Consider the following 12,486-nt stretch of genomic DNA (forward strand, 5'->3'; position numbering starts at 1 on the left):
TGTTGTCCAAGGCCCCGCCATTTAGTAAGCTCAGCTAGATACTTGTCTAACTAGTAAATTGCAGGCTTAGGAGCTTTCTTGACACAGACGGGGCATGGCCTTGTGGGCCATCACTTCAAAGTTTCCGGAAATCCCGGACGGGAAGATCCGGCAGGGATGGCCGTCAGGAGAGAAGCAGCAGGCGGGGAGCACCTCTCCGCGGTCTGGCGCACCAGCTCCTACCTGGAGAGCGTCCAGTGGGAACTCGATGCCGCCCACGAATCCCTTAGGGAAGCTGTCCAAGAGGCAGCCAGCTCCGGAGTGGACCACGGCGCGCTCCTCCAGGCGGCGAACATGACGTCCCAGGAACTGGAAGCGGCCCTGCTGGACGCCCCGTCCGCCTGGCCGGCAGGGATTTAGCCTACTCCGGAACTTCAAGCTGGAAACCGCACCGGCAGCGCAGGACCCGCGTGGGCAGCGAGACCATGTTCAGGGCACCTCCGTTGTTGCTGCTGCGGTAGCAGAGCCGTTCGACCTCGAACTCGGCTTCTTCCATGGGAAACCCGCAGTGGATGTACTCATCGCCGAACAGGATGACCTGCGCCATCCAGCGCACCTGGTGCAGCGCCGCCGCCACATCCCGTGCATAAGCGAGGTGTTCCTGGAACAGCCGGCAGTCGTTGCAGGTGTAGGCAACGGTGACCAGGTCCCCGTTGGCTGCCCCCATCGCCCTGATGGCGTGGATGGTTAATCGATGTTCGGTCCCGCAGGTTTCGCAGCGCAGCTGCCGCGGCTGGGGCAGGGAACGCCGGGGATTCGAAGTAGACATGATGCCTGATCATTTCCGCGAGGTGCATCCATGCCGCCGATATGCTGCAGCGGCCCAGTCCGCGGCCCTGCACCCGGCGGCGGATGTCCGGCCCCGGAAATCGTGAGCACGGGATTCCGGAGACTTACTCTCGAATCTACGTCACCGTGATCAGCGTGTACAGGGGAACCTAAAACCCGCATGACGCCGGGACGTACCAGGTTCAGCCAGCCACCGGGGTGAGCGCCAAAGCCAGCACGAATGCCAGTGCAGCCGTGGCGGCGGGGGTGAGGACCCAGAGCCCCACGATCCGGATCACCAGCTTCCGGTTAGTCACGGAAAAATGCTGGTTCTCTCCCGCCCCGAGGACCGCCGAAGTCACAGTGTGTGTGGTGGACAACGGCCAATGGAGCCCAATGGCACCCACAAAAAGCATTACGGCGCTGAAAGTCTGGGCCACAGACCCGCGCAGCGGATCCACCCGGGTAATTCTGTACCCGATTGTGTGCGAGATCCGCCAGCCGCCGAACATGGTCCCGGCGGCGATCATCACCGCTGTCAGCAGCATCACCCACAGGGGCAACGAGCCGCCGTCGGCATACCCGGCCGCCAACAGCGCCAGCAGCAGCACGGCGCTCACCCGCTGCCCGTCCTGCAGGCCGTGTCCGAAAGCCACGGCCCCGGCCGCCACTGCCTGGCTCCGGCGGAAGCGGTGGTTGACCACATTGGGCTGGGAGTAGCGGGCGGCCCAGGTGGCCGGATACACCAGCATGAAGGCGCCGCTGTACGCGACGAGCGGGGACAGCACCAGCGGAAGTACTACCTGGAAGAGCAGGGACTGGTCCACCCCTCCGACGCCGGTGCCGCCCACCGCCAGGCTGGCCAGTCCGGCGCCGGCAAGTCCGCCCACCAGGGCATGGGTGGATGAGGCGGGGATGCCGCGCCACCACAGCAAAATTCCCCATGCGCACGCGCTGGCCAGCCCGGCCACCAGGATGCTGAGGCCCTGCGGCCCCGGAGGAAGGCTGATCCATGCCCGGCTGATGGCCACAGCCAGGCCGGCGCTCAGGAGGGCGCCAACGAAGTTGAAGAAGGCTGCCAGCAGCACTGCGACGCTGGGGGTGAGTGCCCTTGTGCGGACCGCAAGCGCGACCGAGGTGGACGCGTCACGGAAGCCGTTGAGGAAGGCGAACGCCGCAGACAGCAGGACCACCATGCCGAAGATGACCGCTGTCACCTCAGGATTCCTTGACGATGAGGCTGCCTACCTGGGTGGCGATCCGCCGCATGTCCTTGGTGACTTCCACCAGCTGGTTGGCGATGTCCCGGTTACGGGAATACTGCGCCCACTTCATGTCCGCGATCATGTCCGCCACCCATACGCGGTGGGTGCGTTCGGCGCGCTTGGTGAGGCGGAGGATTTCGATCCAGTAATCCTCGAGGTCATCGAGGTTGTTGAGCCGGCGCATGGCATCCACGGTCAGTTCAGCCTGCCGGCTGATGATCTCCAGCTGGTCTGCGGCCCGCTTGGGCAGCCGCTCCAGCTTGTAGAGGGCCACCAGCTCCGCAGCCGCGTCCATCTTCTCCATCGCCTCGTTGAGGTAGCGGGAGAGCGCGTACATGTCCTCGCGGGGTAGGGGATTCACGAAACTGGACCGCATATGCGTCAGGAGGGCGAAGTGCAGCTCCGCGGACTTCGCCTCGTGGTTGTGCATGTCCTCTACCAGCTTGTCGTGTTCAGCTGCAGGGACGCCAAGAATTTCAGCCAGGGTGGCGGCTGCCAGCACAATCTGCTGGGCCAACTGGGAAAGGAGGTCCAGCCCGGCGGGCTCCTGGGGGAAAAGGCGCAGCTTCACGTGTTTACCGGTCTCCGGGGAAAAGTACGGGCGGGGTGTTGCTGCCGTGTGACTTGACCCCGGCGCGCAACTGAGCCAACTCTACCGGCCCGTAACTTGGCGCCTGGAAACAGGCCCGGAATGTCCGGAAAGACGGGAGGAAAAGTGGCAGAAAAATGGTGCCGAACCGGATACGCCTCTCGGCGGTAGGCCGCTCTAGGCGGCTAATTGTTGAAGCCCGGGGGTTTCGCGGCTCGGCACCGATTTCAGTTTTCTACTTTGCCTGGCGCAAGTCAATCTTGACAGATTGGGCAACGGCGGGGCAGGCGGGCCGGTTTCAGTCGAGTTCGCCCAGCCGCCACGCATTCGCCGCATGCTCCAGGTCCTCAGCGGTTTTCACAAGCTGGTGCGAGTTCCGGGTGAGTTTGCTGGCGTGTGCTTCGTTGCCGTGCTCGGCACCGTCGGCGATGGTCGCCTGGCCGAGTGCCACAACCCGGCAAAAGGCTGCGGAACGTTCCAGCGCGACGTCGAACTCGCCGTCGAACGCGCCGGAGAGGATGGCATCCGCCATGGCCCGCATCTCATCGGCGCCCGGCGGTTCGGCCGCTCCGGCCACCACGTTGGACACCTGGGCTGTGTCCTTGCCGGCCCGGAAGTACACGGAAATGCGCTCGGGGTCCTGGACCGTGGCGGCACGCAGGGCGTAGAGGCGCCATAACGCGCCGGGCAGTGAACGCGCCGGACTTTCGGCCCACATTTCCGCGATGGCCTCCAGCCCCTGCTCGTCGGCGAGCTTCACCAGGCGCTCAGTGACCACGGGATCGTCACTGTCGCGGCCGTGGCGGACCAAGGCCTGGGCCGCGAGGTGGGCCGCCTCAGACACCCGCGCGGGATCCGCGCCCCCGGTAAAGGGCTCGAAGTCGATGGGAGCGAAGGGCTTGGGCTTATGGTGCCGGTTCGCGCCGCCGTAAGGACTGGATCCTGCTTGCTCACTCATGCCCCCACGCTACTCCTGTGCCAAGGCGGAAATCGAGCATCCGTTGCTGTTGGCGGTCGCAGGATTCCGCGGCCGACGGCGGACGGGCAGCTTCGTGCGAACGCGCCGGAACCATGGGTTAGAGTATTAACGTCCAGAAATGGATTGGGCCGAGTTGGCCAGCGCTTACGGCGTTGCACCATCCGGCGGGGGCCTTTAGCTCAGTTGGTAGAGCATCGGACTTTTAATCCGTGGGTCGTGGGTTCGAGCCCCACAGGGCCCACTCTTCTAGCGAAGAGTGGAAACCCCCGGTTCCTTGCACCAGCAGGGAACCGGGGGTTTTTCCTTGACTTCATGCAGGATTCGAGCATCAGGGGCCGGTGTCATTATCAGAAGTCGTTCGCACTGAATGTCCGGAATCGGAACGCGCCCAGGCTCGTTCAGGCATCCTCAGAAGTGGAGATCAATTCCGGCAGATGAGTGTTTTACCGTAGGGACACCTGGGCTGTTGGCCACGTTGAATGTCGTGAAATTGATTTGGGTGACTTTCAGGCCGCACCGGACCTTGGCGTTGATCCGCATGACCGTCTTCCGGCAATCGGATGTCAACAGTCCCGTGCAGCAGGGGGCTTGGAAAACCGCCCACAAGGTCCTCGTGCCGTCCTGGCACGGAAGGTCCGCCGGAAGTCAATCGGCGCCCGAATATTCAAATAAGATTATGCACGCATTCAGAGTTATGCCCGTCACACTTCGGGTGGAGCTCCTGCGACGTGGTGCGGATCGATGACCCGATTGCCGCCGCGCGCTTAGGGAAAGGGAGAACGTTATGTCCGAAACTGCCGCCTTGGACGTCATGGCCGTTTCATATGGATCTGCAGCCATTCATCACCTTGGGTGCCGCCTGGTTTGGACAAAATGTACTGGCTTCGGGATCACGGCCGGGGAAAGCCTGTGAACGCCTCACCCCGGGAACGGGAGCTCGCCCGGTTTCGCCCTGTCACTGAACTCGCCCTCCCCTCAAGAGCAACAAATGCTCTGCTTCGGAACGGAGTGCGCTCGGTGGGACAATTGATCGCCCGGTCAAAAGAGGACCTCATGACAGAGATCATGGGTCTTGGGGAAGGAATGCTTAAGGTCATCGAGGCCTCACTCGCCCTGGAAAACCTTTCGCTCGCACCAACGGATAAACCTTCTGTGGCGTTTGCCCAGGTACCACCACGCCGCGGTCGGAGCCGATCCAAGACCGATCGCCACGTCACCAACCACAAGGCATGGATCGGGCCAAGGGACGACAATCCCTGACCTGGGAGGGAGGTCTTTCACGCTCCGGCCCGGGCGGTCCAGCCTGCACACCCACAGCGTGTCACGTTCGCGCAGATTGTCCAGCGCCTGGTTGAGGCGGGGGCATTAGGGCTTGGCGCCGCTGATCGTGTCTTTGTAGACCTTGTCGCACCCGGCCTTCTGTAGGGCGTCGCTCGACTGTCCCCGCATGGATCAACCAACCACGGGAAACCACCAAGGAGAAGCAGACCAGCTCCCGTTGGTGCCGTCCAGCCTGAAAAATTCCGCCGTCAAACCCCGGGAGCTTGCACCGGGATCCTAGAGTTGTAAGCCAAAGGTACGCATCTGTTCTCGGCCTTCTTCGGTGATTCGATCCGGTCCCCAGGGCGGCATCCAGACCCAGTTTAAACGCCATTCCTGGACAACGCCGTTCATCGCTCTGCCAACCTGCTCCTCGATGACCTCGGCCAAAGGGCAGGCCGCCGAGGTCAACGTCATTGTGATCACCACTGCGCTGCCCTCCCCATACTCAAGACTGTAAAGGAGCCCGAGATCGACGACATTGGCTCCCAGCTCCGGGTCAAAGACCTCCTTGAGGGCTTCCTCCACATCCTCAAGGGGCATCGGGGCGGAGTTTGCTGCAGTTCTCGGGCTGATCTCTGTCTCAGACACTGTTCCTTCTTATGCCGTGGCACACCGCTACCGCCCAGCGACCGCAGCCCGGCGGACGGCTACGCAAGGCGCCGGCCGCCCACTTCTGCAGTTCCTGCAGTCTGAACCTGAAATTGAGCAGCTCCCAGCAGGGTGTCCGCCCCGCGAGAGTCGTCTGCACGGCGGGGACAAGATCCGCGTCGAGTGTCTTCAAACAGGCACTTCCATTACGTCATGCGCTTGTTCATGTAGCTCAAAGACTCCTGCTACAGTCTACCGCGGAAGCAAGGTAAGCCTTACCTAAGCAACCGCTATCCTGTGATCATAGTTTGAAAGCGGCTCCTTGAAAACACGCATCTGACGCTTCGTTAATGGGGCCGACGCAAGTAACCGGGACAAGCCGGGCGGATATGGCCTACCCGTAGCCGGTGGGGCCGAGTTGGGCCAGTTCACCACGGTGACGGCCCCGAATGGTGCCTTCCTGGGCGTACACCATGGCAATTTCAGGCGTCCCTGGGTCCCATCCCTACTGCAGTCGCGTTTATGGGGCAAAGCCGCGTCGCCGGAATGGTGTCCTCCGGCGGTCTGTTGACGTCTTCGTCCCCAGCGTGCACGGCGCAGGACGTGCGGAGATGGCCTCGCAGAGAGATCGACGGCTGCCCCGCCGAGCGCGTGCCGCATCCCCGAATGGACAAATAGGTAAGGCTTCCCTAACCTTGAACTCCGAGGAAGGAGGGCGCCATGATCGTCTGTCACTGCAAGGTAGTCAGCGACCGTGACATCCAGGCTGCCCTCGCTGACTGCGCCGGCTCGGTCGGGGCCGTCTGCCGCAGCACCGGGGCCGCCCAGGACTGCGGTTCCTGCATCTTTACGGTGAAGGCACTGGTGTGCCAGTATCGAGAGCAAGAACAAGCATTCCTGGAGGTCGACGGTGCAGCCAGCTAGCCCACGGATCACAGAGCTCCTCAACGACGCGCTCACCTTGGAGCTCACCGTCACGAACACCTACTTCCTCCACGCCCGGATGCTCGACAACTGGGGCCTCAGCGCACTCGGCAAGGTCTTCTATGAACTGTCCATCGACGAGATGCGCGACGCCGACGACCTGATCAACCGGATCCTCATGTTCGACGGCCATCCCAACGTGCAGAAGCTGGGAGCCATCACCGTCGGCGAGACGGCGCAAGAGATGCTCTCCCTCGCGCTCGTCAGCGAGAAGGCGGCCGTTACGCAGTTCAACGCCTCGGCGAAGGAGTGCCGCGAGCTCGGTGACCATGGCACCGCCGCGGTTTTCGAGGACATGGTCCGCGACGAGGAGAAGCACGCCGACTGGTTTGAGGGGCAGCTCGACGCGATCGAACGCGTCGGCGTCGAGGCGTACCTCGCCCAGCACATCGCGGCCGGCACCGGCCCGCAGGGCTGACCCGGCCGGCTGCCGGTCACTCGACGCGGGAATCGGCGCGAAGTTAAGACCAAGCAGCGCCCTCTCTCTTTATGCCGAAGTATTCGCCATCAACACGACGCTGACCAGCAATTTCACGGAACCATCGGCATAACCCGGACATCAAGATAATCGATGTGCAGACGTCTGCATAATATCGAGCAGGTCAATGCCGACCTGAAGGACAGCGCGCTGGCACATATGCCCTCAAGCGTTTGTGCCGTTAAAACGGCTTGGTTCGTTGCCGCGTCATGGCCTACAACCTCCGCCTGCGCCGCCGGGATCCCCGCTGCCGGGCCCTTCGGCAAGGCCCGTACCGGAACGATCCGCCGCAAACCCACCCACATCCGGCCAGGATCGCCGCCGCGCCCGACGCATCCGGATTCACCCGGGCGGATCGGTGGATCAAGGCTTAGTGCAGAGGACTTTGGACATTCAGTGCAGTCTGCTTCTGAAAGTGACATCCCGGCGTTCCCAAGCTTCTTCGCGGTTCCTAACCCTGAGGGCGCGGATTCGCGAACAAGCCCAGGACTGCCTGCCTAGTCGCCCACGGCCTCAGCGGCCTCGGTGCCAAGCTTGGCTCGGGCGGGGTGGGATCATCTGTCCTGTTTGTACCCGCTCGGGGTGTTTGTCAGTCGTGCCGGAAGCTGCAATCCTCTCCGCGCAGGCAGAATAGGCACATGGCAAAAAGCAGCAAGGGGCGGATGCCGCGCCTTGAAGACGTGGCGGACAGGGCCGGGGTCTCCCACCAGACGGTCTCCCGGGTGGTCAACAACCATCCCAATGTCAGCAGAGCGACGCGAGCGAAGGTGGAGGCCGCAATCGCCGAGCTGGGGTACCGCCGGAATACCGCCGCCCGTAGCCTGGTGACCCGGCGATCGCAGACCATCGGCGTCCTGGCCAATGAACTGTCCCAGTACGGTCCGGCCAACACGCTCCTCGGAGTTGAACAGGCCGCCCGGAACGCCGGCTATTTTGTCAGCATCGCAGCCCTCCGCGAGGTCGGCAGGGATGCCATTTCCGCCGCCGTCAACCACTTCATGGACCAGGCCGTCGACGGAATCGCGGTGCTGGTGCCGCACGCCGACACCCTGCTGGCCCTGGAAGAAATGCGGCTGACCGTGCCGGTGGTGGCGGTGGGATCCCTCGGCAGCAGCAGCGTCAGCGGCGCCATGGTGGACCAGCGCCGCGGCGCCCAGCTCGCCGTCGAGCACCTGATCAGCCGGGGCCACCGCCGGATCGGCCACATTGCCGGGCCGCAGGACTGGACGGACGGTTCCGAGCGCGCCGAAGGCTGGCGCGAGGCACTCAGGGCTGCCGATCTGGCCGACGACCTCCTGGTGCAGGGCGACTGGAGCGCCGGCAGCGGATACGAGGCCGGCCGGCAGCTCGCGGCCGGGCGGACCGCGACGGCGCTCTTCGTGGGCAACGACCAGATGGCCCTGGGCGTACTGCGCGCCTTCGCGGAAGCGGGGGTCCGGGTGCCCGACGACGTCTCCGTGGTGGGGTTCGACGACCAGCCGGAATCGGGGTACTTCACCCCGCCGCTCACCACGGTGCGGCAGGACTTCGAGGAGCTGGGCCGGCGCTGCATGGACATCATGCTCAAGGAGATCGAAGCCGGCGCCGGCGTCAGCTCCACTGTGGTCACGCCGGAACTGGTCCTCCGGGCGAGCACAGCCCCGCCCGCGGCCAAAAAATCCTGAACAAATTTCCATGCAAGTGCATCCAACCTTGATGCTGCGCCGGTAGTAGGGGTGTAAGCAAAAACGCCCGTACGGCGGGCCGATCAAGGAGAAGGACATGCGCAACAGGATTTTTACAGCAGGCGCCGGTGCGGCGGCAATCGCGGCAGCCATAGCTCTCGCCGGCCCTGCCCACGCTGCGGAGGGGGATGCACAGTTGTCCGTCCTCCACGGCGTACCGGGCTTGACCGTGGATGTCTGGGTCAACGGGGACCGGACCCTGGACGACTTCACCCCCGGCAGCCTGGCCGGCCCGCTGGCACTGCCGCCAGGGGCCTACGAACTCGCCATAACCGCCTCGGATGCCGCCGACGCGTCCGCGGCCGTCATAGGCCCGGTCAGTGTCACGCTGGCCGCCAACGGCAACTACACCGCCGTCGCCAACCTCGACGCAGCAGGCAACCCCACCGCCAACCTCTTCACCAACAACGTTTCCCGGATCGAGGCCGGCAAGGGCAAGCTGACCGTCCGGCACACCGCCGCAGCTCCCGCCGTGGACGTCCTCGCCGGCGGCGCCGCGGTAGTGTCCAACCTCGCCAACCCGAACGAACAGACCCTCACGCTTGACCCCGGCACCGTTTCGGCTGCAGTCGCTGCCGCCGGAACCACGGCACCGGTCATCGGTCCGGCCGACGTCACGATCGCCGAGGGTTCGCACACCATCGTGTACGCCTGGGGCAGCCTGGCGGACAAGAACCTCCAGCTGGCCGTGCAGACCATCGAGGGCCTGCACTCCGCTCCCGCCTCGGTGCCGGGAGCCCGTGACGGCTCCGGCGATGCTGCGTCGACTGACCCGGCGGCACTCACGGTTGGTTTCGGCGCCGCAGCGCTGGCCCTGCTCCTCGGCGGCCTAGGCGTAGCCCGTACCGTTGCCGCCCGCCGGGCAGGGTAAATCCCCACTGGCGGCCGCCCGGTGGAAGCCGGGCGGCCGCCCCCTTGTCCCATCAGTTGCTTGTTCCATCAGCTGCAGGTTCCCGCCCGGGCGCGGACATGAGAAAGGCCGGAAAGATGGACCCGAGACAGCACGGTGGCAGGGCAAACGCCGGCCACGCAAACGTTGCGCAGGCCAACGCCGGACAGATAAAGACAGCCACGACGACGGCAGGCGAGTGCCGCCGTCGTCCTTCTGTTTTTTCTGCGGCCGGGATCCTGTTCGCGGCCGCACTGCTGCTTGCCGGCTGCGCAGCGGGCTCCTCCAAGCCCGCCCCATCCTCCCCGCCGGCCGCCAGCCAGGCAGCTGCGCCGGGGCCGGCCCAGCCGGAAACCCCGGCGGCCGCCGGGGCTGCGCCGGTTCCGGACCTTCCTGTGCGGCCCGCCATTCCGGAATCAGCGGCAGCGGAGCCTTACCCGGCCTGGTTCACCGTGGCAGGGACTTCCATCGACATGCCCCTGGTGCCGGTGGGAGTTGCGAACGGCGGGGCGATGGAAATCCCGGACGCCTTCGACCGGGCGGGCTGGTACCGGTTCGGCCCGCCCCCGGGATCCGCGGCCGGTACTGCCGTCATTGCCGGGCACATCGACACGAAATCGGACAACGCACCGTTCTCGCAGCTGAAGACGGTGGCCCCAGGAACCCTGGTGCAGGTGGGGCGCCAAGGTGCCCCTGCCCTGAACTACCGGGTGGTCACGGTGGAGTTGATGGCCAAGGACAAATTTGACGGAGATTCCGTGTTCCGGCGCACGGGTCCGCATGAACTCAAGGTGGTCACCTGCGGCGGCGAATGGCTGGACGAACGAATGGACTACAGCGACAATGTGATTGTCACCGCGGTCCTTGAGTGAACGGTGATGCTGCCTTGAATCTCGCCACCGACGCCGCGAAGGAGCCACGTTTGGCAACTCCCGACCAGGCTTCGCGGGGTTGGGAAGATGAGCTCACATCCTCCTTCCTGGCCGGAGACGAACGCGCCCTGGCCGCTGCCTACCGTGAATTCGCGCCGCTGGTGCACACCCTTGCAGTGCGTTCCCTGCCGGACCGCTCGGCGGCGGACGATGTCACCCAGGAGGTCTTCATCCGCGTATGGCGCTCCCGGAGCACCTTCAATCCACAGGTTGCCAGGCTTCCCGCCTGGATCGTGGGCATTACCCGGAACGTCATCTCGGACACCCTGTCCGCCTCGGCCCGGGAAACGCGGAAGGCCCTCGCGGTGGCGGGAGCCGGCCTGGCGGATGAAGCCGGGAGCGGCCTTGAAGATGCAGAACTCCTGGCTGACAGGATTCTCCTGGACGGGGAACTGGACAGGCTCGGCGAACCCCAGGGCTCCATCATGAAGCTTGCCTTCTACGATGACCTGACCCATGAGCAGATTTCGAGGAAACTTGGCCTGCCCCTTGGTACCGTCAAAAGCCACATCCGCCGCAGCTTGTCCCACCTGAGGAACAGATTGGAGGTAAACCATGCCGCACCTTGATCCGGAAGAGTTGAGCCTCCTTGCCCTGTACGACGACTGGGACGACGGCGGCAGCCGGGAACACCTGCGGGTCTGCCCTGAGTGCGCCGCAGACTTCGCTGCCCTTCGCCGGGCTGTGGAGGCGGTAAAGACGACGCCGGACGCCGGCAGCCTGGAGCGCCCCGGCCCCCACGTGTGGGCCGGGATCCATCGGGAACTGGGCCTGTCCGAGTCCGTGCAGGAGGATCCGCTGGCCAGCGCCGGGCCGGCGGCGGCGGAACGCCCGGCTCCTGCCGAACGTCAAGCAGTTGCCGGCCGTGAGGAGACAGCCCGCGGGCAGTCTGCGGCGGAGCCTGTTTCCCTGCAGGACAGGGCTGGAACCCGCCCCGCCGAGCGCCGAACCACAGCCTGGTGGCAGCGCCCGGGAACCTGGATGGCCGCTGCCGCAGCGGCAGTCCTGGTCACCGCAGGTGCTGTGTGGTCGCTCAACCAGGCGCCCCGGCCGCTTGCGGAGGCGGACCTGGCGCCACTTGCCCAGTTCTCCGCCGCCGGTTCGGCAAAGGTGGTGGAGGCGGCGGACGGCTCCCGTGCCTTGGAGATACAGCTCAGCAAGGACGAGGCGAAGGGCTACCAGGAAGTCTGGCTGATCGCCCCCGACCTCTCACGGCTGGTGAGCCTGGGCGTGCTGAATTCCGAATCGGGGACCTTCCAACTGCCTGCCGGCCTGGAACTCTCGGAGTACCCCATTGTTGACGTCTCTGACGAACCCGTGGACGGCAACCCGGCCCATTCAAGCGTTAGCATCGCCAGGGGCACGCTCAATACCTGAGCGGCCTCTCCGCTGCGCCGCGGACAGCAAGGTGGTCCCTGTGGTGGCCAAAACCGTGGCCACCAGTGCGGCTGCCACGTGGAGGTGCAGCATCAGGTGCGGGGAGTGGGTGGCGGCGGCTCCTTCCGCGGCAGGTGCTGCGGGGGCCGGCACCTGCGGGGTTGGCGCCCCGCCATGATGGCCGGGAAGGGAAAAGCCGCTGGCCGTTGAGAACGCTTCGAAGGCCACGTGCAGCAGCTGCTGCACCAGCCCTGCGGCGAGCAGCACAGCCCACCCGGGCGGCCGGCGGCCGCGGGCAATCGAGGCGGCCATCGACCCGGCCATGCCCAGCAGGGCAGCCAGAGCGGTAACGATGAGGAGCCCGGGCGCCTGTCCGCCGGCCGCCAGGTGGGCGGACAGTCCCAGCCCGGCAGAGAGCGGGCCGGAGAGCCACGCAGGGGAGCTGCCCCGGGCGGCACCGACTGACCCCGCCATCTCCGGCGCCGTTTGTGCACCCTCCATGGCGCCCCTCCCATAGTTCCTTTTGCAATCTTCCTGCCCTTACCCCGTTT

General features: G+C 65.2%; 15 protein-coding genes and 1 tRNA gene. 10 read left to right on the plus strand and 6 right to left on the minus strand.

The window, feature by feature from the left end:
• Positions 1-78: 78 nt before the first annotated feature.
• A complete protein-coding gene (locus C3B78_RS01470) occupies positions 79-399 on the plus strand; it encodes a hypothetical protein (protein WP_158677166.1) in 321 nt (106 codons plus the stop codon).
• 1 nt (position 400) lies between these two features.
• On the opposite strand, the gene C3B78_RS01475 is transcribed toward C3B78_RS01470, so the two are convergent.
• From C3B78_RS01475 to C3B78_RS01490, 4 genes are all read right to left on the minus strand, one after another.
• Positions 401-808 (minus strand): hypothetical protein, encoded by a 408-nt coding sequence (locus C3B78_RS01475; RefSeq protein WP_104996497.1) that lies wholly within the window; start codon positions 806-808, stop codon positions 401-403.
• Positions 809-1,010: 202 nt separating this feature from the next.
• Positions 1,011-2,024: an inorganic phosphate transporter gene (locus tag C3B78_RS01480; RefSeq protein WP_199775305.1), complete on the minus strand. Its 1,014-nt coding sequence runs from the start codon at positions 2,022-2,024 to the stop codon at positions 1,011-1,013.
• A 1-nt stretch (position 2,025) separates the two neighbouring features.
• Positions 2,026-2,643: a DUF47 domain-containing protein gene (locus C3B78_RS01485; RefSeq protein WP_104996498.1), complete on the minus strand. Its 618-nt coding sequence runs from the start codon at positions 2,641-2,643 to the stop codon at positions 2,026-2,028.
• Positions 2,644-2,959: 316 nt separating this feature from the next.
• Positions 2,960-3,619 (minus strand): hypothetical protein, encoded by a 660-nt coding sequence (locus C3B78_RS01490; protein WP_104996499.1) that lies wholly within the window; start codon positions 3,617-3,619, stop codon positions 2,960-2,962.
• Positions 3,620-3,808: 189 nt separating this feature from the next.
• On the opposite strand from C3B78_RS01490, the gene C3B78_RS01495 reads away from it, so the two are divergent.
• Together C3B78_RS01495 and C3B78_RS20195 are read left to right on the plus strand one after the other, a co-directional pair.
• Positions 3,809-3,881: transfer RNA gene (locus C3B78_RS01495), tRNA-Lys, on the plus strand.
• Between the two features lie 632 nt (positions 3,882-4,513).
• The gene (locus C3B78_RS20195; protein WP_267895237.1) at positions 4,514-4,900 is read left to right on the plus strand and encodes a DNA-directed RNA polymerase subunit alpha C-terminal domain-containing protein; all 387 of its coding nucleotides are present in this window, start codon (positions 4,514-4,516) and stop codon (positions 4,898-4,900) included.
• 297 nt (positions 4,901-5,197) lie between these two features.
• On the opposite strand, the gene C3B78_RS01505 is transcribed toward C3B78_RS20195, so the two are convergent.
• Complete coding sequence (locus C3B78_RS01505) at positions 5,198-5,503, minus strand: metal-sulfur cluster assembly factor (RefSeq protein WP_104999574.1); 306 nt, start codon at positions 5,501-5,503, stop codon at positions 5,198-5,200.
• A gap of 768 nt (positions 5,504-6,271) precedes the next feature.
• Here C3B78_RS01505 and C3B78_RS01510 point away from each other — a divergent pair.
• The 7 genes from C3B78_RS01510 to C3B78_RS01540 all read left to right on the plus strand — a co-directional run bounded on the left by C3B78_RS01510 (position 6,272) and on the right by C3B78_RS01540 (position 11,935).
• A complete protein-coding gene (locus C3B78_RS01510) occupies positions 6,272-6,475 on the plus strand; it encodes a (2Fe-2S)-binding protein (protein ID WP_104996501.1) in 204 nt (67 codons plus the stop codon).
• Positions 6,462-6,953 carry a bacterioferritin gene (gene bfr / locus C3B78_RS01515; protein ID WP_104996502.1) on the plus strand — a complete coding sequence of 164 codons (492 nt, stop codon included), beginning with the start codon at positions 6,462-6,464 and terminating at the stop codon, positions 6,951-6,953. Before C3B78_RS01510 ends, bfr begins: the two co-directional genes overlap by 14 nt.
• A gap of 698 nt (positions 6,954-7,651) precedes the next feature.
• Positions 7,652-8,677 carry a LacI family DNA-binding transcriptional regulator gene (locus C3B78_RS01520; RefSeq protein WP_104996503.1) on the plus strand — a complete coding sequence of 342 codons (1,026 nt, stop codon included), beginning with the start codon at positions 7,652-7,654 and terminating at the stop codon, positions 8,675-8,677.
• Between the two features lie 97 nt (positions 8,678-8,774).
• Complete coding sequence (locus C3B78_RS01525) at positions 8,775-9,608, plus strand: DUF4397 domain-containing protein (protein WP_104996504.1); 834 nt, start codon at positions 8,775-8,777, stop codon at positions 9,606-9,608.
• Positions 9,609-9,724: 116 nt separating this feature from the next.
• Positions 9,725-10,498, plus strand: coding sequence for a class F sortase (locus C3B78_RS01530; protein WP_104996505.1), 774 nt, complete (start codon positions 9,725-9,727; stop codon positions 10,496-10,498).
• A 50-nt stretch (positions 10,499-10,548) separates the two neighbouring features.
• Positions 10,549-11,127 (plus strand): RNA polymerase sigma factor, encoded by a 579-nt coding sequence (locus tag C3B78_RS01535; RefSeq protein ID WP_104996506.1) that lies wholly within the window; start codon positions 10,549-10,551, stop codon positions 11,125-11,127.
• Positions 11,114-11,935: an anti-sigma factor gene (locus C3B78_RS01540; RefSeq protein WP_104996507.1), complete on the plus strand. Its 822-nt coding sequence runs from the start codon at positions 11,114-11,116 to the stop codon at positions 11,933-11,935. The genes C3B78_RS01535 and C3B78_RS01540 overlap by 14 nt, the downstream gene beginning before the upstream one ends.
• On the opposite strand, the gene C3B78_RS01545 is transcribed toward C3B78_RS01540, so the two are convergent.
• The gene (locus C3B78_RS01545) at positions 11,897-12,436 is read right to left on the minus strand and encodes a hypothetical protein (protein ID WP_234005486.1); all 540 of its coding nucleotides are present in this window, start codon (positions 12,434-12,436) and stop codon (positions 11,897-11,899) included. The genes C3B78_RS01540 and C3B78_RS01545 overlap by 39 nt on opposite strands.
• Positions 12,437-12,486: the final 50 nt, after the last annotated feature.

The organism is Arthrobacter sp. PGP41, assembly GCF_002953935.1.
Classification (GTDB): Bacteria; Actinomycetota; Actinomycetes; order Actinomycetales; family Micrococcaceae; genus Arthrobacter.